General features: G+C 71.3%; 22 protein-coding genes. 17 read left to right on the top strand and 5 right to left on the bottom strand.

Translation table 11 applies throughout. The features are described 5' to 3' along the window. The first annotated feature begins 27 nt into the window (after positions 1 to 27). Positions 28 to 1,350: an RICIN domain-containing protein gene (locus tag ABT254_RS08165; RefSeq protein WP_351465298.1), complete on the top strand. Its 1,323-nt coding sequence runs from the start codon at positions 28 to 30 to the stop codon at positions 1,348 to 1,350. Positions 1,351 to 1,559: 209 nt separating this feature from the next. Continuing rightward, positions 1,560 to 3,422 (top strand): ABC transporter ATP-binding protein, encoded by a 1,863-nt coding sequence (locus tag ABT254_RS08160; RefSeq protein WP_351465295.1) that lies wholly within the window; start codon positions 1,560 to 1,562, stop codon positions 3,420 to 3,422. An 8-nt stretch (positions 3,423 to 3,430) separates the two neighbouring features. Here the strand turns inward: ABT254_RS08160 and ABT254_RS08155 are convergent, their stop codons facing one another. Together ABT254_RS08155 and ABT254_RS08150 are read right to left on the bottom strand one after the other, a co-directional pair. After that, positions 3,431 to 3,628, bottom strand: coding sequence for a hypothetical protein (locus ABT254_RS08155; RefSeq protein ID WP_351465292.1), 198 nt, complete (start codon positions 3,626 to 3,628; stop codon positions 3,431 to 3,433). A 103-nt stretch (positions 3,629 to 3,731) separates the two neighbouring features. Continuing rightward, positions 3,732 to 4,964 (bottom strand): ROK family transcriptional regulator, encoded by a 1,233-nt coding sequence (locus ABT254_RS08150; protein WP_351465289.1) that lies wholly within the window; start codon positions 4,962 to 4,964, stop codon positions 3,732 to 3,734. A 289-nt stretch (positions 4,965 to 5,253) separates the two neighbouring features. Here ABT254_RS08150 and ABT254_RS08145 point away from each other — a divergent pair, with 289 nt between their 5' ends. Further along, complete coding sequence (locus ABT254_RS08145) at positions 5,254 to 6,225, top strand: TauD/TfdA dioxygenase family protein (RefSeq protein WP_351465286.1); 972 nt, start codon at positions 5,254 to 5,256, stop codon at positions 6,223 to 6,225. 71 nt (positions 6,226 to 6,296) lie between these two features. After that, positions 6,297 to 7,853, top strand: coding sequence for an oxidoreductase (locus ABT254_RS08140; protein WP_351465283.1), 1,557 nt, complete (start codon positions 6,297 to 6,299; stop codon positions 7,851 to 7,853). Positions 7,854 to 7,857: 4 nt separating this feature from the next. Here the strand turns inward: ABT254_RS08140 and ABT254_RS08135 are convergent, their stop codons facing one another. After that, on the bottom strand, positions 7,858 to 9,144 hold the full coding sequence (locus ABT254_RS08135; protein WP_351465280.1) for a hypothetical protein: 1,287 nt from the start codon (positions 9,142 to 9,144) through the stop codon (positions 7,858 to 7,860). A gap of 241 nt (positions 9,145 to 9,385) precedes the next feature. On the opposite strand from ABT254_RS08135, the gene ABT254_RS08130 reads away from it, so the two are divergent. From ABT254_RS08130 to ABT254_RS08080, 11 genes are all read left to right on the top strand, one after another. Next, a complete protein-coding gene (locus ABT254_RS08130; protein WP_351465277.1) occupies positions 9,386 to 9,496 on the top strand; it encodes a putative leader peptide in 111 nt (36 codons plus the stop codon). A gap of 56 nt (positions 9,497 to 9,552) precedes the next feature. Next, a complete protein-coding gene (locus ABT254_RS08125) occupies positions 9,553 to 10,416 on the top strand; it encodes a glutathione S-transferase C-terminal domain-containing protein (RefSeq protein WP_351465274.1) in 864 nt (287 codons plus the stop codon). A gap of 430 nt (positions 10,417 to 10,846) precedes the next feature. Further along, positions 10,847 to 11,827, top strand: coding sequence for an amino acid ABC transporter permease (locus ABT254_RS08120; protein ID WP_351465271.1), 981 nt, complete (start codon positions 10,847 to 10,849; stop codon positions 11,825 to 11,827). Further along, complete coding sequence (locus tag ABT254_RS08115; RefSeq protein ID WP_351465268.1) at positions 11,824 to 12,621, top strand: amino acid ABC transporter ATP-binding protein; 798 nt, start codon at positions 11,824 to 11,826, stop codon at positions 12,619 to 12,621. The genes ABT254_RS08120 and ABT254_RS08115 overlap by 4 nt, the downstream gene beginning before the upstream one ends. Before the next feature lie 79 nt (positions 12,622 to 12,700). Beyond that, the gene (locus tag ABT254_RS08110) at positions 12,701 to 13,723 is read left to right on the top strand and encodes an ABC transporter substrate-binding protein (protein WP_351465265.1); all 1,023 of its coding nucleotides are present in this window, start codon (positions 12,701 to 12,703) and stop codon (positions 13,721 to 13,723) included. 75 nt (positions 13,724 to 13,798) lie between these two features. Continuing rightward, positions 13,799 to 14,524 carry a GNAT family N-acetyltransferase gene (locus tag ABT254_RS08105; RefSeq protein WP_351465262.1) on the top strand — a complete coding sequence of 242 codons (726 nt, stop codon included), beginning with the start codon at positions 13,799 to 13,801 and terminating at the stop codon, positions 14,522 to 14,524. A gap of 59 nt (positions 14,525 to 14,583) precedes the next feature. Next, positions 14,584 to 14,694, top strand: a complete 111-nt coding sequence (locus ABT254_RS08100) for a putative leader peptide (protein WP_351465259.1) — start codon at positions 14,584 to 14,586, stop codon at positions 14,692 to 14,694. 113 nt (positions 14,695 to 14,807) lie between these two features. Further along, positions 14,808 to 16,022: an LLM class flavin-dependent oxidoreductase gene (locus tag ABT254_RS08095; RefSeq protein WP_351465256.1), complete on the top strand. Its 1,215-nt coding sequence runs from the start codon at positions 14,808 to 14,810 to the stop codon at positions 16,020 to 16,022. Positions 16,023 to 16,042: 20 nt separating this feature from the next. Next, positions 16,043 to 17,416 carry an NtaA/DmoA family FMN-dependent monooxygenase gene (locus tag ABT254_RS08090; RefSeq protein ID WP_351465253.1) on the top strand — a complete coding sequence of 458 codons (1,374 nt, stop codon included), beginning with the start codon at positions 16,043 to 16,045 and terminating at the stop codon, positions 17,414 to 17,416. Further along, positions 17,413 to 18,504, top strand: a complete 1,092-nt coding sequence (locus ABT254_RS08085) for an LLM class flavin-dependent oxidoreductase (protein ID WP_351465251.1) — start codon at positions 17,413 to 17,415, stop codon at positions 18,502 to 18,504. Before ABT254_RS08090 ends, ABT254_RS08085 begins: the two co-directional genes overlap by 4 nt. Then, complete coding sequence (locus tag ABT254_RS08080; protein ID WP_351465248.1) at positions 18,497 to 19,621, top strand: LLM class flavin-dependent oxidoreductase; 1,125 nt, start codon at positions 18,497 to 18,499, stop codon at positions 19,619 to 19,621. Before ABT254_RS08085 ends, ABT254_RS08080 begins: the two co-directional genes overlap by 8 nt. 3 nt (positions 19,622 to 19,624) lie before the next feature. On the opposite strand, the gene ABT254_RS08075 is transcribed toward ABT254_RS08080, so the two are convergent. Next, positions 19,625 to 20,179 (bottom strand): hypothetical protein, encoded by a 555-nt coding sequence (locus ABT254_RS08075; RefSeq protein ID WP_351465245.1) that lies wholly within the window; start codon positions 20,177 to 20,179, stop codon positions 19,625 to 19,627. 208 nt (positions 20,180 to 20,387) lie between these two features. On the opposite strand from ABT254_RS08075, the gene ABT254_RS08070 reads away from it, so the two are divergent. Both ABT254_RS08070 and ABT254_RS08065 read left to right on the top strand, forming a co-directional pair. Beyond that, complete coding sequence (locus tag ABT254_RS08070; protein ID WP_351465242.1) at positions 20,388 to 21,356, top strand: cytochrome c oxidase assembly protein; 969 nt, start codon at positions 20,388 to 20,390, stop codon at positions 21,354 to 21,356. A gap of 71 nt (positions 21,357 to 21,427) precedes the next feature. Then, positions 21,428 to 22,735, top strand: coding sequence for an MFS transporter (locus ABT254_RS08065; protein ID WP_351465239.1), 1,308 nt, complete (start codon positions 21,428 to 21,430; stop codon positions 22,733 to 22,735). Here ABT254_RS08065 and ABT254_RS08060 read toward each other — a convergent pair. Further along, positions 22,694 to 23,200 carry a P-loop nucleotide/nucleoside kinase family protein gene (locus ABT254_RS08060; protein ID WP_351465236.1) on the bottom strand — a complete coding sequence of 169 codons (507 nt, stop codon included), beginning with the start codon at positions 23,198 to 23,200 and terminating at the stop codon, positions 22,694 to 22,696. The genes ABT254_RS08065 and ABT254_RS08060 overlap by 42 nt on opposite strands. Positions 23,201 to 23,346 lie beyond the last annotated feature (146 nt).

Here is a 23,346-nt window from a genome sequence, read left to right as displayed (position 1 = left end):
GTGTGCATGAAACGCAAACCGCTCTTAATGTCCCTGGCGGCCGCCCTGCTCCTCGTCCTGACAACCGCGGGCGCCTCGTTCGGCAGCGGCCTCAGGACTGCCGCGTCGGCCACGAGGACCGCCGCCGCGGCGGCGAGCACCGGCTGCGGGAAGGCCCCGGCGCTGACCAGTGGCAACCACACGATTCAGAGCGGCGGCCAGAACCGCAGTTACATCCTGCGGGTCCCCGCCGGCTACGACAACAACCACCCCTACCGGCTGATCTTCGGCTTCCACTGGCGGGGCGGCACGGCGAACGACGTCGACTCGGGCGGGACCGACGGATACAACTGGTCCTACTACGGCCTCAGGCGCCTGGCGGACAACGCGAACAACGGCACGATCTTCGTCGCCCCCCAGGGCAACGACAACGGCTGGGCCAACCCCGGCGGCCAGGACGTGGCCTTCGTCGACGCGCTGGTCAATCAGATCGAAGCGGGCCTGTGCGTCGACACCACCCAGCTGTTCTCCGCCGGCTTCAGCTACGGCGGTGCGATGTCGTACGCCCTCGCCTGCTCCCGGGCGACGGTCTTCCGCGCGGTGGCCGTCTACTCCGGCGCGAACCTCAGCGGGTGCAACGGCGGCAACCAGCCCATCGCCTACATGGGTCTGCACGGCCTCAGGGACAACGTGCTGCCCATCTCACTCGGACGGGAACTGCGCGACACCTTCGTCCGGGCCAACGGCTGCACCCCGCAGAACCCGCCCGAGCCGGCCAACGGAAGCCTGACACACATCATCACCACCTACTCCGGGTGCAGGTCCGGGTATCCCGTCGTGTGGGCCGCGTTCGACGGGGCGGGCCACGACCCCGGTCCCATCGACGGTTCCACCGGCGACGGCTGGCGCACCTGGACCTCGGCGGCGGTGTGGCAGTTCTTCACCCAGTTCGGCTCGAGCACGCCGCCGCCCCCGCCGCCCTCCGGCAACCAGAAGATCGTCGGCCAGCAGTCGGGGCGCTGCCTCGACATCAACAACTTCACCACGGCCAACGGCACCCAGGCACAACTGTGGGACTGCAATGGCGGCTCCAACCAACGGTGGACCTACACCGCCCAAAAGCAGCTGGTCGTCTACGGCAACAAGTGCCTGGGCGTCGGCCAGGCAGCGGGCAACGGCACCGCGGCGGCTATCTGGGACTGCAGCGGTCAGGCGGACCAGCAGTGGAACGTGAACTCCGACGGCACGATCACAGCGGTGCAGTCGGGGCTCTGCCTGGACGCCGCCGGCCAGGGCACCGCCAACGGAACGAAGATCCAGCTGTGGAGTTGCGCGGGCGGCGCGAACCAGCACTGGCGCCTGGAGAACTGAAACCCCGGGGCCAGGGCCGGCACGGTGCCTCCCTGGCCCCGGCACCTCGATGCTCCGAGGAGGGGACGACCATTGAGACGACGGGCCCCCGCCCCACGGATCCCCGGTGACACATGGGGCGAAGGCCCCATCAGCCCAAAAAACGCTTGGACGCCGTGGGTGCCGTCGCGGGACACTCCCATCCCGCCGAACAACCACACGGGATCGGGATGGGATCACCTCAAGCAAGCAAGGTGTCTCCGCGCAGGGGCTCCGTGCTCCTCGCGCTTCGTTACTACGGACGGGAGTTGGGCCGGCTACGGCAGTGGGCCGTGCCCGGCATGCTGCTGCCGGCACTCGGCAACATCGGAATCAACTACATCGCGCCACTGGTCGTCGCCAAGCTGGTCGGCCGGATCGCCCAGAACGCCGGTGTCGGCATCGGTTCGACACTGCCGTACGTCCTCGCCTTCGCCGGTGTCCTGCTGCTGGCGGAGGCGCTGTGGCGGATCGGTCTGCACTGCCTGAACCGCCTCGACGCGCTCGGTATCGAGCACCTGTACGTGCTCGGCATGGACGAGCTGTTCGCCAAGGACGCCGCCTTCTTCCACGACAACTTCGCCGGGGCGCTCACCAAGCGGGTGCTGAGCTTCGCCTCCCGCTTCGAGGAGTTCGCCGACACACTGACGTTCAACGTCCTGGGCAGCCTCGTACCGCTGGTGTTCGGATCGGTGGTGCTGTGGCGCTACGAACCGCTGCTCGTCGTCGGGCTGTTGGCGATGATCGCGGTGACGGCGCTGTGCGTGGCGCCGCTCATCCGGCGCCGCCAGCGGCTCGTCGACCGGCGGGAGGAGGCGATCGCCCGGGTGTCGGGGCATGTCGCCGACAGCCTGATGAACATGGACACGGTCCGGGCGTTCGCCGCGGAGCGCCGCGAGGCCGCCGAGCACCGCACACGTGTCGCCCACTCGCGGCGGCTCACGCTGAGGTCGTGGGACTACGGCAACCTGCGCATCGACACGCTGGTCGCGCCGATGTCCGTACTGACCAATGTGCTGGGTCTGCTGCTCGCGGTCGCGCTCGGCGGGGGCGAGCACGGCGTGGAGGCGGTCGTGGTCGCCTTCACGTACTACAGCAACGCCACGAAGATCATGTTCGAGTTCAACCAGATCTACCGCCGCCTGGAGAGCTCGATGACGGAGGCCGCACAGTTCACCGAGCTGCTGCTGGTACCGCCGACCGTGCTCGACCCGGTGTCGCCGGAGCCCCTGCTGCCGGGGCCCGCCGACGTCCGCTTCGAGCGGGTGACCTTCGCCCACGGGGGTGGGGACCCGCTCTTCCAGGGCCTCGACCTGACCGTGTCCAGCGGCACGAAGATCGGTCTCGTCGGCCGCTCGGGCGGCGGCAAGACCACCCTGTCCCGGCTGCTGCTGCGGATGATGGACATCGACGGCGGCCGGATCCTGGTCGGCGGTCAGGACATCAGCCGGATGCGCCAGGCCGACCTGCGCGGACTGATCGCCTATGTGCCGCAGGACCCGGCGATGTTCCACCGCACGCTGAAGGAGAACATCGCCTTCGCCCGGCCGGACGCCACCGACGCCGAGATCCGCCGCGCGGCCGAGGCGGCGCACGTCACCGAGTTCGCCGACACGCTGCCGGACGGCTTCGACACCATGGTCGGCGAGCGCGGTGTCAAGCTGTCCGGCGGACAGCGCCAGCGGGTCGCCCTGGCCCGGGCGATCCTGCGGGACGCGCCGATCCTGCTGCTCGACGAGGCGACCAGCGCCCTGGACTCCGAGAGCGAGGTCCTCGTGCAGGAGGCGCTGTGGCGGCTCATGGAGGGGCGGACGGCGCTCGTGGTGGCGCACCGGCTGAGCACGGTCGCCGGCATGGACCGGCTCGTCGTCCTCGACCGCGGTCGGATCGTCGAGCAGGGCACGCACCAGGAACTGCTCGCGGCGGACGGCGCCTACGCGAAGCTGTGGCAGCACCAGTCGGGCGGGTTCCTCGACGACAGCGCGGTGGACGACAGTGTCGTGGCAGGCAGTGTCGCCCTGGATGACAGTGCCGCCCGCGCCGACCTGCACTGACCGACGGGTCACACCCGTCCCGGGGCCTGTCCGCCCTGCTCCTCCCTCTCGTTCTGCCGGTGGGGAAGGGTGGGGCGGAGGTCCCCGGTGGCCATCCTGGCCACCATGTCGGCGAGTCGTCCGCAGGCCCGGGCGACCTCCTGCTGGGTCCGGTTCCGCTCGCCGACCACCGCTCCGCGCATCCACGGCTCGGCGGTGCCGGTCACCGGGGCAGGGCGCGCAGGGCGGGGACGGCCAAGTCGTCGTGACCGTCGGTGGTCACGGCGAGCGCGGGCGCGGTCCGTACGGGCCGGCGCCGACGCGGGGTTGTCACGCCGACGACAGCGCTGCGGTCGTGTCCGTGAACGCCTGTAGGGGGCTCTTGAACAGCGGGTTCAGGACGATCGTGGCGGCCGCCACGACCAGGATCGCCGGCCCGGCGTGCGGGATCTGGATCCGGTCGGGGTCGTCGCAGACGTGTGCGTGGCCGATCGCGGCCGTACGGATCTCCTCCAGGTACTCGGGCTGGAGCGTGCTCGACGTCTCGGTGATCACCACGAGATCCGGGTTGAGCACGTCGAGCAGCAGCCCCGTCGCCCGGCCCACCGCCCGCGCGCGCTCCCGCAGCAGTGCGTCGGCCCGCCGGTCGCCGGCCGTCGCCGCGTCCACCAGCAGACCGATGTGGGGCTCGGGGATGATGCCCCGCTCCACCGCGCGCCGGGTGAGCCGGGTGTCGGAGACGGTCGCCTCCAGACAGCCGTCACGACCGCACGGACAGGCCACCCGGCTGTCCGGCACCGGCAGATGCGCCACGTCCCCGGCACCCGAGCGCGGCCCGCTGTGCACCACGCCGGCGATGGACAGGGCCGCGTCCACCACGTTGCCCACGAACAGGTGCAGCAGGGAGCGCCGAGCCTCTGGCCGACCGAACAGCAGCTCCGACTGGGCGACGGCGCGGGCATGGTTGTCCACCCGCACGGGCAGCCCGGTGTGCCGGCGCAGCACGGCCGCCAGCGGGCGCTGGTGCCAGCCGAGCGCGTCGTGCCGTACGACCGTGCCGGTGTCCGGTGCCACCCAGCCGCCGATCGCCGCTCCCGCCCCCAGGACCCTGGCGCCGGACGGGGTGCGCTCGGCGATGAAGCGCGCCAGCGCGCGGCCGATGCGGTCGGGGAGGTCGGCGGTCGGTGTCCCGTCGTGCTGGAGCTGCTGCCGGGCCACGACCGTGCCGCGCAGATCCGTCAGGCCGAAGTCGGCTCCGGGCACCCCGATGTGCACGCCGGCGACCAGCGGCCCGCCCGCACCACCGGTCCGCAGGTCCACCGGGATCTGCGGCCGGCCCACCCCGCTCGCCGCGACCAGCTCCGGCACCTCGCACACCAGGCCGAGGCGGGTCAGGTCGGTGCACTGCCGCGAGACGGCCGCCGGACTCAGCCCGGACAGCCGGGCTATGCCGCTGCGGGCCACCGGACCGTGGTCGAGCACGGCCCGCAGCACCGACGCGGCGTTGGCTTCCCGGCGGCCGTCGCCCGAGGTGCGCGCGGCGGGGGGAACGGTCGTCGACATGGCAGGCCTTCTCGGTCTCGCGGGTTCCGCTCTGCGGGAGGTGACAGGGTCCAACATGCCGTGTCCCCGGCACGTTTGGCGACCGGGAGTGGCCGGGACCACGGCCGGCATGGCGGGCGTGTTGCAGGGTCGTGAAACGGACCGGGGGAGTGTTGACCGCCGTGCGGCGGTCCGCCCAAGCTCGTTGAGGAAGACCAACCCCCATCCTCCCCAGGTCGCCCCCACCTGCCGGGATTTCCTTCCGCTCAGGAAGCAACTAACTGCCGTCACCTCGCGAAGGGCCCCTCCCATGACCTCCACCGCACCCGCCGCGACCCTCGCCGTCGAGAAGGTCGGCGGCCGCATCGGCGCCGTCGTCTCCGGTGTCCGCCTCGGCGGCGACCTCCCCGAGCCCGTCGTGGCGGCGATCCGTGCCGCGATCCTGGAGCACAAGGTCGTCTTCTTCCGCGACCAGCACCACCTCGACGCCGACGGTCACGAGGCGTTCGGCCGGCTCCTCGGCGAGCCCGTCGCCCACCCCACGGTCCCCTCCGTCGACGGCAAGTACGCCTTCGGCGTCGACAACGACCACGGCGGCCGCGCCAACCAGTGGCACTCCGACGTGACGTTCGTGCCCGCCTACCCCGCCTTCTCGATCCTGCGCGCCGAGGTCGTCCCGCCGTACGGCGGCAACACCCTGTGGGGCAACACGGCCGCCGCATACGCCGAACTCCCCGCCGCGCTCAAGCTGTTGGCGGACAACCTGCGGGCCGAGCACACCAACGACTACGACTACGCGGAGGCGCGCCCCGAGGCCCGCGCCACCGAACTGGAGCAGCACCGCAAGGTGTTCACCTCCACCAAGTTCCGCACCGACCACCCGGTGGTGCGCGTGCACCCGGAGACCGGTGAACGCGCCCTGGTGCTGGGCAGCTTCGTCAAGCGTCTGGTCGGCCTGCGCGGCCCGGACTCGCGGGCGATCATCGGCGTCCTCCAGTCGCACGTCGAGCGCCCGGAGAACACCGTCCGCTGGCAGTGGCGCTCCGGCGACGTCGCCGTCTGGGACAACCGGGCCACCCAGCACTACGGCGTCGACGACTCCGGCGAGCACGCGCGCACCCTGCGCCGCGTCACCATCGACGGTGACGTGCCGGTGGGCGTCGACGGCCGCCGCTCGGTACTCCTGGAGCCGGCATCGGTGCCGGATCCGACGTACGGCATCGCCTCCGGCGCCTCCACGGACGGCAAGGTCGCCGAGGAGGCGGTCAACGTGCCCGCATGACGTCCGAGGCGGCCGGCACGGAGTGCGGAGAAAGCAGGCCTGCGGCGAGGAGAGATCACTACCCTGTCCGTGTGCTGTCATACGACGAACTGACGCCACCGGAACGCCAGTTGTGGGACGCGTTCCCCGAAGGGCGCCGCGTGGATCTGCGGTCCGGTGCGGCCGAGGACGACCGTGTGGATGGCGGCGGGCAGTGGGGGCGCGGGCGGACCGTCCGGGCCGAAGTGATCGTCGCGCTGCTGCTCGGTGCGCACTCCGTGCAGCCCGGCGCGGTGGGGGCACTCGCGCTCGCGGGCGCCCGGATAACCGGACGGATCCACCTGGCCGGTGCGCGGATCGATCACCCCCTCTGGATCGAGGACTGCTGGTTCGAGCAGGACGTCAGCCTCTTCGGGGCCGAGACCCGCACCGTCGCGATCACCGGCAGCCGGGTGCCCGGCCTCGAAGCCGGGTCGGCGCGCATCGAGGGCCGTCTCGACCTGCTGGGGTCGACCGTGGAGGCCGGCCCGGTCTCCGCCTTCCACCGGGAGCTCAGCGCCCTGTCCCTCACCCACGCGCACGTGACCGGCGGGGTGAACCTCAACAAGGCCCGACTGCTCGCGCCCGAGGGGTGGGCGCTGTCGGGCGGTGGCCTGGTCACGGACGGCGGTCTCTTCTGCGGGGGCGGCTTCGTCGCGCACGGTGAAGTCCGGCTGCTGGGCGCGCAGTTGCCGGGCGGGCTGTTCATGCAGGGCGCGCAGCTGGAGCGCCCCGGCCCGCGCGGGGTCGCCCTCGCCCTGGACAACGCCGTCGCCTCGACCCTCGAGTTCTCCCGGGGCTTCACCGCGAACGGCACCGTGCGTCTGCGCGGTACCCGGGTCTCGGACAAGGTGACCTTCGAGGGCGCCGTCCTGAACGGGCCGGCCGACGGTGACGGCCCGGCCCTGCTGTGCATGCTCATGCAGGCCGTCGACTTCGACCTCACCCTCGCCCGCCCGCCGTCCCAGGCGGTGGACCTGCGGGGCGCGCAGGTGTCGTACCTCCATGACCACGCGCACAGCTGGCCGGGGACGGTGGAGCTGGACGGCTTCGTCTACGGCTCCATCAAGACGGCCGTGGCGGGCGAGCGGCGGGAGGCGGTGGGGTGGCCGGACTCCGTGGCGCACCGCCTGCGGTGGATACGGCGCAGCCCCGGCTACAGCCCGCAGCCGTACGAGCAGTTGGCGAGCTGGTACCGCACGGTCGGCCACGACGACGACGCCCGCCGGGTGCTGCTGGCCAAGCAGCGGCACCGGAGCCGCACGCTGCGGCCCGCGGCCCGCGCCTGGGGGCAGTTGCTGGACGTGACCGTGGGCTACGGCTACCGGCCCTGGCTGGCGGGTGTCTGGCTGCTCTTGCTGACCCTGCTGGGGACCGTGACGTTCGGAGCTCACAGCCCCACTCGCGTGCAGGCGGGCGAAGGGCCGGGGTTCCAGCCCTTCGTCTACACCCTCGACCTGTTGATCCCGTTCGGCGGTCTGGGTCAGCGCACCACCTGGTACTGGACGAACGGCACCCTCCAGTGGCTGGCCTATCTGCTGATCGCCTTCGGCTGGGTGCTGACCACGGCCGTCATCGCGGGTGTGAGCCGCGCCCTGCAGAAGAGCTAGCTGCCTACCGCCGGGCGGCGCGGCGGCGGCGTGCCACCACCACGGCGCCCGTGCCGACGGCGAGGGCCGCCGCGGCCGCGCCCGCGAGGGGCAGGGTCGCGCCGGAGCCGGTGCTCGCCAGGTCGCCGCCGCCGGCGGAGGAGAGGGCGGAGGTACCGCCGGCGGCCGAGCCACCCCCGGTGGAGGTGGAGCCGCCGGTGGAGGTGGAGCCGCCCGCGGAGCCGGAGCCGCCCGTGGAGGCGGTGCCGCTGCCGCCGGTGGACGTCGTCGAGCCGGAACCGCCCGTCGAGGCGCCGCTGCCGGTGACGTCGAGCGCGATGTCGGCCGTGTCGTTCGCCTTGTTCTTGTCGAACGGCCGGGAGGCGCCGGCGAGCGCCACCGAGCCCTTGGAGCGCGGCACCGCCTTGTCGATCTTCAGCTTGAAGGTGTAGGTCTCGCCCTTGCCCTCGTCCTCCCAGGACTCGCTGGTGCCGCACTCGTAGCTTCCGGTGGCCACCTTGTCGCAGTAGTCGTGGGCCTTGGCCACCGTGGTACCGGCCGGCATCCTGATCCTGACCTTGGTGACCGGGATGTCGCCGTCCCGCAGCACCCAGCCCGGCCCGGCGTTGGTGAACTTCACCGTCAGCGCGACCGTGTCCCCGACCTTGCCCTTCAGCCGGGCTCCCGTCACCTGGAAGTCGGCGGTGTTGTCGGCGGTGACCTTGACGTCCTGCGCGTCCCAGCTCGGGTGCGGCCGGTAGCCGGGGTGGGCCGCGGTGGTGTCGGGCTGCTCGGCCAGCTTCACCGCGGTGGCCGTGCCGCGCACGGGCGCGGAGGCGCCGTCGCCGGGGGCGGGGTCGTCGGTGTCGACGGTCACGCGGAGCCTGTCGTACAGGGCGTGGTCCTGGGCCTTGAGCGTCAGCGGCTTCTCGGGCGCGTAGACGACACCGGTCTTGACCGTCTGGTCGAACTCGCACACCGCGATGGACTTGCTCGGCTCCTCGTCGAAGGAGACCACCTCGTAGCGAAGGCAGTTGGAGGGCAGTTCGGTGTGGCTGAGGCCACGGGTGACGGAGTACGACAGATAGACCTTGTCGAGGGCGGCGCTGCCGCTGTTGGTGAACGTGGCGGGCACCTCGACCGTGCTGCCCGGCTTCACCCCGTTGATCGGGGCGATGGTTCCCAGCGTCAGCACGGCTCCGGAGCCGTCGTCCGCGAGGGCCGGCGCGGCACCCAGTGTGATCAACGCGACGGCGCCGAGTGCACCGGCGGTCTGGCGGAGCGGGCGGAGGCGGAGGGAGCTGTGCGGCATGTGGGGGTCCTCTGGGTGAAGCATCGGCGACGGATGAAGGAACCGCGCGGTAACGCCAGTTCACCCACAGGAGACCCACGCGGGGGGCGAATGGTTGCACCGGGGCCGGCGATGCGGCGGTGACAGCGGAGGAAGGGGGTTGTCCACCGCGCTGTCCGTATTGCGGGACGGCCCTCTTGACGTGGCTCCGAGCCGGACCGACACTCCAGAGGAGAATCCTAGTGAATAGGTAGGGAAACACATGGGGCGCCTTGAGCCGGTCACCGTCCGAGTGATCCGTCCGCCTCTCCTCACCTCCCGCCGTCACATCGATCTGCAGCGTGTCTGCAGTGCGATCAGCCTCCAGGGCTGAGTTGCCCGACGTCGCTTCCGCCGCGCGTACGTCCGCGCCCTCTCCCGGGGAGACCCATGTCCGTCACACCGCTGGCCGCCCACATCTCCGCCCAGTCCGCGCCCGCCTTCCGCGGCCGCATCGGCAGCGACGCCCGCAGCGGCCACTACGCCGTACCGGGCCGCTACCGCCTCCATCTGTCGACCGCGTGTCCCGACGGCCTGCGCATCGCCGTCGTCCACAGCCTGCTCGGCCTGGACACCGTCTGTCCGGCGACCTTCCTGCCCGCCGTCCCCGACACCCCCGAAGGCAGCCATTGCGCCCTGCGCCCGCTGTACGAGGCGAGCGCACACCACTACACCGGCCCGGCCGTCGCGCCCGTGCTCAGCGACGACTGGTCCGGGCGGATCGTCAGCACGCACGCCCCGGACATCATGCGCGACCTCGCCCGCCGCTTCGGCAGCGACCGGCCCTCGCCCTACCCGTGCGGCGCGGAGTCGGAGATCGAGGCCGTCGAGCGGATGTGCGCGCAGGGCATCCAGGACGCAGCGCAGCGCGCCGGATCGGCCGGCGGCGAGGAGTCGGAGCGCGCGGCGGCGCTCGAGACGCTGCTCGAAACGCTCGGTGCGCTGGAGCGGTGGCTGGCCGGGCGGACGTACATGCTCCGCGACGAGATCACCGCCGCGGACGTCGAGTTGTGGGTCGCGCTCGTCCAACTCGACACCGTGCACCGCAATCACCTGGACGCCGGTGCCGTCCAGCGGATCGCCGGCCATCCCACCCTGTGGGCCTACGCCCGCCGGCTGGCCGCCCACCCGGCCTTCGGCACTCACCTCGACCTGGACGGCATCGCCCGCCGCCACCACGCCCGCTGCCAGGGCCTGGAGGCCGCCGGAGCCGCTGTCCAGATCCTGGACTGGACGGCCCACGCCGCCCGCTAGCCGTTCCACTCGGTGGACCGGCGTTGACATTACCTCCGGCAACTGTCTTAACTTTGCCCACCTTTCGTAAGCACGAGGCCCACCAGGGCCGGAACAGTGATGGTGACGCCATGTACGCAGCTCCCAGGACGGCCGCACGCCGCCCTCAGAGCTGCGTACAGCCGTACGCGAGCCTGCTCAACCTGTTCGCCGCCGACCGTGCCGTCGACCTGCTCCGCGTGAGCAGCGCACTGTGTACCGCACCGGGCCGTGCCCGCTGTCGGGGCTGACACCTCCCCGCAGCCCCCGCACTCCCTGACGAGCACCGCCCGCGCGGTGTGCCGTTGTCCTCCCCGCCCCCGGTGCCCCTGCACACCCGTGCGCTGAGCAAGCCGCTCCCGCGCACGGCTGCCACGGCCCGCCGGGGTGTCCCACTCCGCCGGAGCCCACCATGAGTGAACCCCCTGGCGCCACCGTCGCCCTCGCCGACGCGCCGCCCGCCGACGAGCCGTCAAAACCCCTCGCCGCACAGCGAGTTCTGCCGCTGCGCAGGCCGGGACGCTGGATCGCCACCGCCGTCGTCCTGGTCCTCGCGGCCCAGTTCGTGCACGGCCTGACGACCAACCCGTTCTACCAGTGGGACCGCTTCGGCTACTGGTTCCTGCGGCCCAACATCCTCGACGGCCTGCTCATCACCCTCGAAGTCGCCGCCTACAGCGCGGTGTTGGGCCTGGCCGGCGGTATCGTCCTCGCCCTGGCCCGGCTTTCGAGGAGCCCGGTGCTGCGCGCCGTCAGCTGGACCTACATCTGGGCGCTGCGCTCCATCCCGCTCATCGTGGTGCTGCTCTTCCTCTACAACTTCAGCGCCCTGTACAAGACGCTGAGCGTCGGCGTCCCCTTCGGACCGGCCTTCCTCTCCTTCGACGAGTCCAAGCTGGCCACCGACATGGTGGTCGCCGTGATCGGGCTCAGCCTCAACGAGGCGGCCTACGCGGCCGAGGTCGTCCGCGGCGGCATCCTCTCCGTCGACCAGGGCCAGCACGAGGCGGCTGCGGCCCTGGGCCTGCCGAAGAGCTACCAGTTCACGAAGATCGTCTTCCCGCAGGCGCTGCGCTCCATCACCCCGAACTACGTCAACCAGCTCATCGGCCTGATCAAGAGCACCTCGCTGGTCTTCTACGTCTCGCTGCTCGACCTGTTCGGCACCGCGCAGTCCATGGGCGCCACCTACCCCGGCGACATCGTGCCGCTGCTGCTGGTCTCCACGGTCTGGTACCTGATCCTGACCAGCGTCGTCTCCGTCATCCAGTTCTACGTCGAGCGGTACTACGCCCGGGGCGCCACCCGCAGCCTGCCGCCGACGCCGTTGCAGAAGCTCCGCACCGGTCTCACCGACCTGCGAGCCCGTATCCGCAGGGAGGCCGCCGTATGAGCGCGAACACCCTCGAGCCCCTGGCCGACGTCGAGGCCGCCACCGTCGAGGTGCACGACGTGCACAAGTGGTACGGCGCCCACCGCGTCCTGAACGGCATCGACCTGACGGTGCGGCCCGGCGAGGTGACCGTGATCCTCGGCCCGTCCGGCTCCGGCAAGTCCACCCTGCTGCGGGTCATCAACCACCTGGAGAAGCCGGAGATAGGCCACGTCAGCATCAACGGCGAACTGATCGGCGTGAAGCGGCAGGGCGACCGGCTGAAGGAACTGAGCGAGCGGGCCATCCTCACCCAGCGCGGCCGGATAGGTTTCGTCTTCCAGAACTTCAATCTCTTCCCGCATCTGACAGTCCTGGACAACGTGGCCGCCGCCCCGGTCGCCACCGGCAGGCTCAGCAAGCCCGAAGCGCAGGAACTGGCCCGCGAGTTGCTCGGCCGGGTCGGTCTCGCCGACAAGACCGGCGCCTACCCGAGGCAGCTCTCCGGCGGCCAGCAGCAGCGCGTCGCCATCGCCCGCGCCCTCGCCCTGCGCCCCGGCGTCATCCTCTTCGACGAGCCCACCTCCGCCCTCGACCCCGAACTCGTCGGCGAGGTCCTGGCCGTCATCAAGGACCTGGCGACCAGCGGCACCACCCTCGTCATCGTCACCCACGAGATCGGCTTCGCCCGCGAGATCGCCGACCGGGTCGTCTTCATCGACGGCGGAAGGATCGTCGAACAGGGTCCGCCCTCCGAGGTCCTCGACAAGCCGCAGCACGAGCGCACCAGGGACTTCCTCAGCAAGGTCCTCTGACCTCCTGACGCACCTGCCGCGCCCCACGACTTCCCCCCACGCCACCACCTCATCACCCTCTCAGCGACAAGGAACGGCCATGTCTGTCCACTTCACCCGACGCAGCCTGATACGCGGCATCACCGCGGCGACCGCGGTCGCCACCCTCGCCACCGGGCTCGCCGCCTGCGGTGGGAACAGCGACGCGGCCACCACGACCGGCGCCGCCGACGGGACCGTGACCGTCGGACAGCTCTCCAACGGCGCCGCCAAGCAGACCGGCCTCAAGGTCTCCGAGGTGAAGTCGATCAGCGCGGAACTGCCCAAGTCCGTCAAGAGCAGCGGCAAGCTGGAGATCGGCATCGGCGCCCTGCCCGCCGGATTCGCGCCGCTGGCCTACGTCGGCAGCGACCAGAAGACCCTCACCGGTGCCGAGCCCGACTTCGGCCGCCTGGTCGCCGCCGTGCTCGGCCTGAAGCCCGAGCTGAAGAACTTCACCTGGGAGAACCTCTTCGTCGGCATCGACAGCGGCAAGGTGAACGTGGCCTTCTCGAACGTCACCGACACCGAGGAGCGCAAGAAGAAGTACGAGTTCGCCTCCTACCGCAAGGACAACCTCGGCTTCGAGGTGCTCAAGTCCAGCAAGTGGAACTTCGACGGCAACTACGAGAACCTCGCCGGCAAGACCGTCTCCGTCGGCGCCGGCACCAACCAGGAGAAGATCCTCCTGGAGTGGAAGAAGAAGCTGGAGAGCGAGGGCAAGAAGCTCACCGTCAAGTACTACCCGGACCGCAACGGCACCTATCTGGCCCTCAACAGCGGCAAGATCGACTCCTTCTTCGGGCCCAACCCCGGCATCGCGTACCACATCACCCAGGCCGCGAGCACGCCCAACCCGACGCGCAACGCGGGCACCTACTCCGGCGCCGGCGCCTCGCTGCAGGGCCTGATCGCCGCCACCGCCAAGAAGGACAGCGGCCTCGCCAAGCCGCTCGCCGACGCCATCAACTACCTGATCAAGAACGGCCAGTACGCCAAGTGGCTGAAGGCCTGGAACCTCTCCAACGAGGCCGTCGCCAAGTCCGAGGTCAACCCGCCCGGCCTGCCGCTCGACAACTCCTGACCCGCCGCCGACAGGGGACTCCGCCGCCGCCCGCGGCGGGGTCCCCGCACTGGGCACCTCACCCGGAGACACACCATGTCCGCCCCCAGCCTCGAAGCCACCTCCTCGCACCTCCTGGACAACCCCGCCTGGGCTGCCCTGACCGGCCCGCACGCGCACTTCGCCCAACGTGTCGGCCGCGCCGCCCGCTACCGGCAGGACGTAGCTCCCTTCCACGCCCTCACCGACACCGGCGACCCGCGGGCCTGGGCCGACCTGGCCACCCTCGTCGGCCCCGACGGCACCGCCTCGGTGCGCGGAGTGACCGAGGCACCGCCCGGATGGGATATCTTGCGCACCGGACAGGGTGTCCAGCTCGTGGACACCGGTCTGCGCGCCGAGCCCGACCCCGAAGCCGTACGGCTCGGCCCCGACGAGGTACCCGAGATCCTCGACCTGGTCTCCCGCACCGAACCGGGCCCCTTTCTGCCCCGCACCGTCGAGATGGGCACCTACCTCGGCATCCGCCACCGCGGACGCCTGATCGCCCTGGCCGGCGAACGCCTCCACCCGCCCGGCTGGACCGAGATCAGCGCCGTGTGCACGGACCCCGCCCACCGCGGCCGGGGCCTGGCCACCCGCCTGGTCCGCGCGGTCGCAGCCGGCATCAAGGAGCGCGGCGAACGCCCCTTCCTGCACGCCCGAGCCTCCAACGCCAATGCCATCCGGCTCTACGAGTCGATCGGCTTCACCCTGCGCCGCCGCACGGTCTTCGCGCTCGTACGGCCGACCGGAGCCGCCGCTCTGGAAGAAACGGCATAGCCGTGGCGTTGTCCTTGTCGAAGGCTGACTGTTCGCGCGTTCGGGCGGAGGTGTGGGACGTGACACGTGTACTCGGCGTCCGTGCCCTCAACCCGCGCCGCCGCGTCCGCCTGCACTCCCGGCCCCACATCGACCTCCAGCGCGTGGCCGGCGCCCTCTGTTGCTCCTGACCTCCCCCAGCCTTCGGCCGGGGGGACCCCCATCTCCCTTCGGTCGCCTTGCCGCCGTGTGCCCCGATCCCGCGGGCCGGCGATCTCGTACGGACCTCCAGGAAGGCACCCTCGTGTCCTCAACTCCCGCTTCCCCACTGCACCTTGCCGTCGCCCTCGAGGGCACCGGCTGGCACCCCGCCTCCTGGCGCGAGCAAGTCGCCCGCCCCCGGGACCTGTTCACCGCCGGATACTGGGCCGACCAGGTCGCCGAGGCCGAGCGCGGACTGCTCGACTTCGTCACCTTCGAGGACGGCCTAGGCCTCCAGTCCTCGCGCTACGGCGAGCTGGACGGCCGTACCGACGAGGTGCGCGGCCGCCTCGACGCCGTACTGATCGCATCCCGCATCGCCCCCCTCACCCGGCACATCGGCCTGGTGCCGACCGTGATCGCCACCCACACGGAGCCGTTCCACATCTCCAAGGCGATCGCCACCCTCGACTACGTCAGCACCGGCCGCGCAGGCCTGCGGGTGCAGATCACCGCCCGCCCGCACGAGGCCGACCACTTCGGCCGCCGCACCTTCCCGCCCATCAATCTGGCCGAACTCCAGAGCCCGGCCGGACAGGAGCGGCTCACCGAGCTCTTCGACGAGGCCGCCGACTACGTCGAGGTCGTGCGCCGGCTCTGGGACAGCTGGGAGGACGACGCGGAGATCCGGGACGTCGCGACCGGCCGCTTCATCGACCGCGACAAGCTGCACTACATCGACTTCGAGGGCAGGCACTTCAGCGTCAAGGGCCCCTCCATCACCCCACGTCCGCCGCAGGGCCAGCCGCTGGTCACCTCTCTCGGGCACCAGACCGTCCCGTACCGGTTGATCGCCCGCCAGACCGACGTCGGCTACGTCACCCCGCACGACACCGACCAGGCCCGCGCGATCGTCGCCGAGATCCGCGCCGAACAGGAGGCCGCCGGGCGCGCCGGTGAACTCCTGCACGTCTTCGGCGACCTCGTGGTCTTCCTCGACGAGGACCAGGCCGCCGCCGAGGACCGCCGCGCCCGTCTCGACGCCCTCGCGGCAGAGCCGTACACCAGCGACGCACGGATCTTCGCCGGTACGCCCGCCCAACTCGCCGATCTGCTCCAGGAGTTCGCCGAGGCGGGACTGACCGGATTCCGGCTGCGGCCCGCCGTCACCGGACACGACCTGCCCGCCATCAGCCGCGGCCTGGTCCCCGAACTCCAGCGCCGCGGCGCCTTCCGCACCGCCTACGAGGCCGACACCCTGCGCGGCCTGCTGGGCCTCGCCCGCCCCGCCAACCGCTACGCCGCCGCAACCGCCTGAGCCGGAAGGACCGCACCGACATGAGCAAGCCGCTGAAGCAGATCCATCTGGCCGCGCACTTCCCGGGCGTCAACAACACCACCGTGTGGAGCGACCCCAGGGCCGGCAGCCACATCGAGTTCAGCTCCTTCGTCCACTTCGCGCAGACCGCCGAACGCGCCAAGTTCGACTTCCTCTTCCTCGCCGAGGGCCTCCGGCTGCGCGAACAGGGCGGGAAAATCTACGACTTGGACGTCGTCGGCCGCCCCGACACCTTCACGATCCTCGCCGCCCTCGCCGCCGTCACCGAGCACCTCGGCCTGACCGGCACCATCAACTCCACCTTCAACGAGCCCTACGAGGTGGCCCGCCAGTTCGCCAGCCTCGACCATCTCTCCGGCGGCCGCTCCGCCTGGAACGTCGTCACCTCCTGGGACGCCTTCACCGGCGAGAACTTCCGCCGCGGCGGCTTCCTCCCGCAGGACGAGCGCTACTCCCGCGCCAAGGAGTTCCTGACCACCGCGCACGAACTCTTCGACTCCTGGCACGGCGACGAGATCATCGCCGACCAGGCCACCGGCGTCTTCCTGAGCGACGCCAAGGCCGGCTCCTTCGTCCACTCCGGCCAGCACTTCGACATCCACGGCCAGTTCAACGTGCCGCGCTCCCCGCAGGGCCGCCCGGTCATCTTCCAGGCCGGCGACTCCGACGAGGGCCGCGAGTTCGCCGCCTCCTCCGCCGACGCCATCTTCAGCCGCTACGCCACCCTGGAGGCGGGCCAGAGCTTCTACAAGGACGTCAAGAACCGCCTCGCCAAGTACGGCCGCCGCTCAGACCAGTTGCTCATCCTGCCCGCCGCGAGCTTCATCCTCGGCGACACCGACGCGGAGGCCGAGGAGCTGGCCAAGGAGGTGCGCCGCCAGCAGGTCAGCGGTGCCACCGCCATCAAGCACCTGGAGTTCGTCTGGAACCGGGACCTTTCCGCCTACGACCCGGAGGGCCCGCTGCCCGACATCGACCCGGACATCAGCGACAACCACATCTCCAAGGGCCGCGCCCAGGTGCGCATGTACCGCGACCCGCTGGCCACCGCCCGCGAGTGGCGCGAGCTGGCCGCCGCCAACAACTGGTCCATCCGTGACCTCGTCATCGAGACCGGCAACCGCCAGAACTTCATCGGCTCCCCGGCGACCGTCGCCAGGACCATCAACGACTTCGTCCAGGCCGACGCCAGCGACGGCTTCATCCTTGTCCCGCACATCACCCCCAGCGGCCTCGACGTCTTCGCCGACAAGGTCGTCCCGCTGCTCCAGGAACAGGGCGTGTTCCGCACGGAGTACGAGGGCCCGACCCTCCGCCACCACCTGGGCCTCGCGCACCCGGACGAGGCGTCAAACGAGCGGGTGGCCTCGTGAAGTTCCTCGCGATCACCCTGATCGTGCACCGCCCGGACCCGGTCACCGGGGTGCGGAAGTCCACCCACGACCGGTTCCGTGAGGTGCTCGACAACGCCCTGCTCGCCGAGGAGCTGGGCTTCGACGGCTTCGGTGTGGGGGAGCGGCACGAGCGGCCGTTCATCTCCTCCTCGCCACCGGTCGTGCTCAGCCACGTCGCCGCGCTGACGAAGCGCATCCGGCTGTTCACCGCGGTGACGACGCTCAGCCTCCTGGACCCGGTCCGCGCCTACGAGGACTACGCCACCCTCGACCACCTCTCGAACGGTCGGCTCGACCTGATCATCGGCAAGGGCAACGGCGCCGCCCAGCGCGACCTGTTCCATGTCACGCCCGAGGACCAGTGGGACCGCAACGCCGAGAGCTACGAGGTGTTCCGGCAGATCTGGCGGCAGGACAAGGTCACCGCGGCGACCCGCTTCCGCCCCGAGCTGGCGGAGGCGGAGGTGTGGCCGCGCCCCTACCAGCAGCCCGTCCGGGTCTGGCATGGCAGCGCGACCAGCAAGGAGTCGGTCGACCTCGCCGCACGCTACGGCGACCCGCTGTTCTCGGCCAACGTCACCAACCCCATCGAGCCGTACGCCGAGCTGATCCGGCACTACCGCGAGCGCTGGGAGCACTACGGCCACGACCCGGCACGGATCGCCGTCGGGGCGGGCACGGCGGGCATCCTCGTCGCTCCCACGACCCAGGAGGCGCTGGCCGCGTACCGGCCGGTCTTCGAGTCCAACCTGGCGTTCTTCAAGAAGGCCGGCCTGCCGGTCGTCTTCGAGACCCTGGAGGACTTCGTCGAGCGCAGTTCCGCCCTGATCGGCAGCCCGCAGCAGGTCATCGACAAGGTGCACCGCTACCACGAGCAGTTCGGACACACGGTGGTGCACGTGCACGCGGACGCGAGCGGACTCACCGACACCCAGCACCGCGACTCGCTGGAGCTGTTCCAGTCGGCGGTGGCTCCGACCCTGCGCAAGGCCATCCCGGACCCGCCCTTCGACTGGGGCCCGGTGCTGCCGGGAGCGGCAGCCAGTGAGGAGCCGGCACATGTCTGACATCCCCCTCGGCGTCCTCGACCTGGTGCCGATCTCCTCCGGTTCGACGGCCGCCGACGCCCTGCGCAACTCCATCGACCTGGCCCAGCAGGCCGAACGCCTCGGTTACGCCCGCTACTGGTTCGCCGAACACCATCTCAACCCGGGCGTCGCGGGCACCTCCCCCGTGGTCGTCCTGGCCCTGACGGCCTCCGCCACCTCCACCATCCGCCTCGGCTCCGGAGCCGTACAACTCGGCCACCGCACCGCCCTGTCCACGGTGGAGGAGTTCGGCCTGCTCGACGCCCTGCACCCCGGCCGCTTCGACCTGGGCCTCGGCCGCTCGGGCGGCCGCCCGCCGGGCGAGAAGGCGACCGGTCCGACGGCCACCCCCGTCGTCGACGGCCGCGCCCCGAACGGTCTGCTCATCCCGCCGCGTTTCTCCTTCGAACGCCTCCTCGGCTCACCCCGTATCGCCCTGCAACGCAGACTGCTCCTGCTCCCGAACGCCGAATCGCAGGACTACGCCGAGCAGATCGACGACATCCTCGCCCTGCTGGCCGGCACCTACCGCTCCCCGGAGGGCGTCGAGGCGCACGTCGTGCCGGGCGAGGGCGCCGAGGTCGAGGTGTGGATCCTCGGCAGCAGCGGCGGCCAGAGCGCGGAGGTCGCCGGCGCGCGCGGCCTGCGGTTCGCCGCCAACTACCACGTCAGCCCGGCCACCGTCCTGGAGGCGGTGGACGGCTACCGGTCCTTCTTCCAGCCCTCCGACGTCCTCGACAAGCCGTACGTCAGTGTGTCCGCGGACGTCGTCGTCGCCGAGGACGACGAGACGGCCCGCGAACTCGCCACCGGCTACGGCCCGTGGGTGCGCAGCATCCGCACCGCCGAGGGCGCGATCGAGTTCCCGACGCCCGAGGAGGCACGCGCCCATCCCTGGACCGACGAGGACCGCGCCCTCGTCCAGGACCGCCTCGACACCCAGTTCGTCGGCTCCCCGGCCCGGGTCGCCGACCAGCTGGAACAGCTCCAACAGGCAACGGAGGCCGACGAGTTGCTCATCACGACGATCACCCATGATCACGCGGACCGGGTGCGGTCGTACGAGCTGCTGGCGCGGGAGTGGAAGCGGCGGTGAGGCTCAGCAGCCGGAGGCGGTCGGGGCGAACTCCATGCGGGTGTGCCGGTCCGCCGCCTGTGCCCGCTCGTAGATCTCGCGGGTGACCCGGTACCAGACGTCGTCCTGGGCCTTGACGCCGTTCACGTCGTCGAGGCTCACGCACCACCGCTCCGGCCGGACGAGCCGCCGGTACGTCTCCGTACCCTGACGGACCTTCCGGCAGCTCTGGTAGTGCTCGGTGGTGTACCAGACGCGGGTCGTCCTGTGGGTGCCGGAGCCCGAACGCGAGGTGTGCCGGACCCGCCTGGTGGCGGACGTGCACTTCCTGACCAGGTGCGCACGCGTGTCCGTGACCGTCTTGCGGGAGAGGTGGCGGACGGTGTCCCGGAGCCCGGAAACGGTCTCCGGGCTCGGCTGGATCTGTCCGGCGGCGCTGTCCTGCGCGGTCTGCCCGGCGGTGCTGTCCTGCGCGGTCTGCCCGGCGACGCCGTCCTGCGTGCCGTCGCCGTTCCCGCATGCGCCGAGCCCGGCCATGAGAACAGCCGCCACCCCGGCAGCCAGCAGCCGACGCGTCATGAACATGTCTCCCCCTGAGGTCGGCCGCCAGCGTATCCGACCCCTGGCCGAAAACGATCGCGGCGGAGGTCTCGGTAAGAGCTCGACATGAGCTCGGTATGACGGAGGGCGAACGCCGGGCACAGCGCGGTTCGGCCGATGGCGGGCGGCGTAAAGTGCCTGGCCGGGTCCGGTCGGCCGGCCCGACACGCCGTGGAGGGAGCGCGCGATGGCAAGTCCGCCGGAACTCACCGTGGGCCGGCTGCTGTCCTCATGGCAACCGGACCTGCCCGCGCTGCTGCTCGTCCTGCTGCTGGGCGCCTTCTACGGCTGGGGCGTACTGCGGCTGCGGCGCCGGGGCGAACGCTGGCCCGTGTCCCGCATCGCCGCCTTCGCGGTGCTCGGCCTCGGCACCCTCGTCGTGGCGACCATGTCGGCTCTCGCCGTCTACGACCGCGTCCTGTTCTGGCCGGCCGCGGTGCAGAACATCGTGCTCGACCTCGTCGCACCGCTCGGTCTCGCGCTGGGCGACCCGCTGCGGCTGGCCGTCCGCGCCCTTCCCGAACGGGCCGCCGGGCGCGCCCAGCGGGCGATGACCGGACGCCTGGTACGCCTGCTCACCTTCCCGCTGGTCAGCACGGCCCTGGTACTGGCGACCGAACTGACCGTGTACTTCACCCCGTACTTCGAGACCGCCCTGCGCCACGGCTGGCTGCACCAGCTGATGTATCTGCACCTGCTGCTCGCAGGCTGCCTGTTCGTGGTGCCGGTGCTCACCCGCGAGGAGACGCTGCCCGCCTGGTGCACCCACCCGGTGCGGGCCGCGCTGGTGTTCCTCGACGGCATCGTCGACGCCGTCCCCGGCATCGTGGTCATGACCCACGGCACGCTGATCGCCGGCGCCTGGTATCTGCACCACGCCCCGCCCTGGTCACCGGACGTGCACCACGACCAGCAGCTCGGCGGCGGCGCGATGGTCGGCATCGCCGAGCTGGTGGCCCTGCCCTTCCTGCTCGCCATCCTGGCCCAGTGGGCCCGCACCGAACGCGCGACGACCGCCGCACTGGACCGCCGCCTGGCGACGGAACTGATCCCGGCGGCGGCGCCGACGGAGGGGCAGACCGAGTCGCCCGACCTCGTACGCCCGTGGTGGGAGACGGAGAACAGCGAGATCGCCCGGCGTATCCGGCAGCAGTGACCTGCGTGCCGGCCGGTCGCCGGGCCGTGGCAGAGTCCTGCTGTGGATCTGGAAAGCGGGGGGTCGGTGCGGTGACGGAAGCAGCGAAGGATTTACGGGGCCTGTGGCGTCAGCGGGACTTCATGCTGCTGTGGAGCGGCCAGACCGTCAGCGAGATGGGATCGGCGGTCACCGAGGTCGCTCTGCCGCTGCTCGCGGTCGTCGCCCTCCGGGCGAGCACGTTCCAGGTCGGACTGCTGACCGCGGCCACCACCCTGGCCTTCGCGGTGATCGCGCTCCCCGCGGGGGCGATGGTCGACGGTGCCGCCAAGCGCTCCATCATGATCGTCTGCAACCTTCTCCGCCTGGTGGTCATCGGCTCGGTTCCGGTGGCGGCGGCGTTCGATGTCCTGACGATGGCGCAGCTGTACGCGGTCGCGGTGGCGGCGGGTGTGTGCTCGGTGTTCTTCGATGTCTCATACCAGAGTTATGTGCCGTCGCTCGTCCCCGCCGAACACCTGATGAGCGCCAACGGCAAGCTGGGGACCACTCAGGCGTTCGCCCAGCTCGCAGGGCCGGGTCTCGGCGGCGGGCTGGTCGGCCTGTTCGGGGCCGCGGGGGCGATGACGGCCGACGCGGTCTCCTACGCGGTCTCGGTCCTGTCGGTCCTCGGGATCAGAACCCGGGAGGAACCGCCGCCTCCGCGCCCGGCGGACGAGACGCTGCGCCACCGCATCGCCGAGGGCCTGAAGTTCGTGTTCGGGCACGCCATTCTGCGCAGGGTCGTGGCGTGCACGGCCACCGCCAACCTGTTCGGCGGCATGAGTTCGGCGCTGGCGATGGTCTTCCTCGTCCGGGTGCTGCATGTGCGCCCCGCGCTCACCGGGCTGATCATGGCGGGCGCGGCCATCGGCGGGATCGCCGGAGGAGCGTTGGCCGGCCGGCTCGCCAGGAAGGTCGGCTCGGCGCGCATCATCTGGGTGTCGATGCTGGTCTTCAGCGCGCCGCAGGTCGTCGCGGCGGCGGCCTGGCAGGGCTGGGGAGTGCTGCTGTTCCCGCTGGGCTGGGGCATCGCGTACTTCTCCGGGATGGTCTACAACGTCGCCCAGATCAGCTACCGGCAGTCGGTGACACCGCCGGAGCTGATGGGCCGGATGAATGCGGCCGTCCGCTGGGTGGTGTGGGGCACGTTGCCGCTCGGCGGCGTCCTGGGTGGGGCCCTGGGAACCCTGATCGGGGTGCGGCCCGCACTCTGGCTGGCCTTCGCCGGCTCATGGGCGGCGGGCTGGTTCGTGTTCTTCTCCCCGCTCCGCCGCATGCGCGACGTTCCGCAGACCGATCCGACGTCCGCCTCGCTGTCACGAGGTGACGGCGAGGGCGCTCACCAGCACCGCCAGTGACTCCTTGGGGGCTGCCCCCGAGGTGTCCACGACGATGCGTTCGCGGCCCCACGGCTCGTACTGCCTGCCGGTGACCTCCGCCCAGTCCGGCAGCGGCAGACCGGGGATGTCCACCGACCGTGATGCCACGCGCCGCCGGTGTTCCGCCGCATCCGAGCAGACCACCTCCACCTCGGCCCACGGGACACCCGCCCGCACCGCCGCGTCCCGCCAGGCGTCCCGTGTGACCGCCAGCGGATTCACCGACTCCGCGATCACGGACAGGCCCTGCCGCAGATGTTCCTCGGCCAGCGCGTACCCGACGACATAACCGGCCGGCCCCACGGGATGCCGCGCCAGTCCCGAGCGGACCAGCGCCTGCTCGATGGTGTCCACCCGCACATGCACCGCTCCGGTCCGCGCGGCCAGGAGCCGGGCAGGGGTGGTCTTCCCGGTGGCGGGCAGACCGCCGATCACAACGAGCATGCGGCCATCCTGCCGGGGACCGGACAGCGGGAGCCGACGGCGGTGGAGTGTTCATACGAGCGCAATGCCGCGGCCCGGCCTGTTGTCCGGACCGCCGTCCACGGTGATGACCCGCCCCCTCCGTGTCCGCCCCGGCGGCCTTCCGG

The organism is Streptomyces sp. NPDC001137, from assembly GCF_040298885.1.
Lineage (GTDB): Bacteria > Actinomycetota > Actinomycetes > Streptomycetales > Streptomycetaceae > Streptomyces.
The sequence above is the reverse complement of the archived record's forward strand: the minus strand, read 5'-3'. Positions and strand labels throughout refer to the sequence as shown.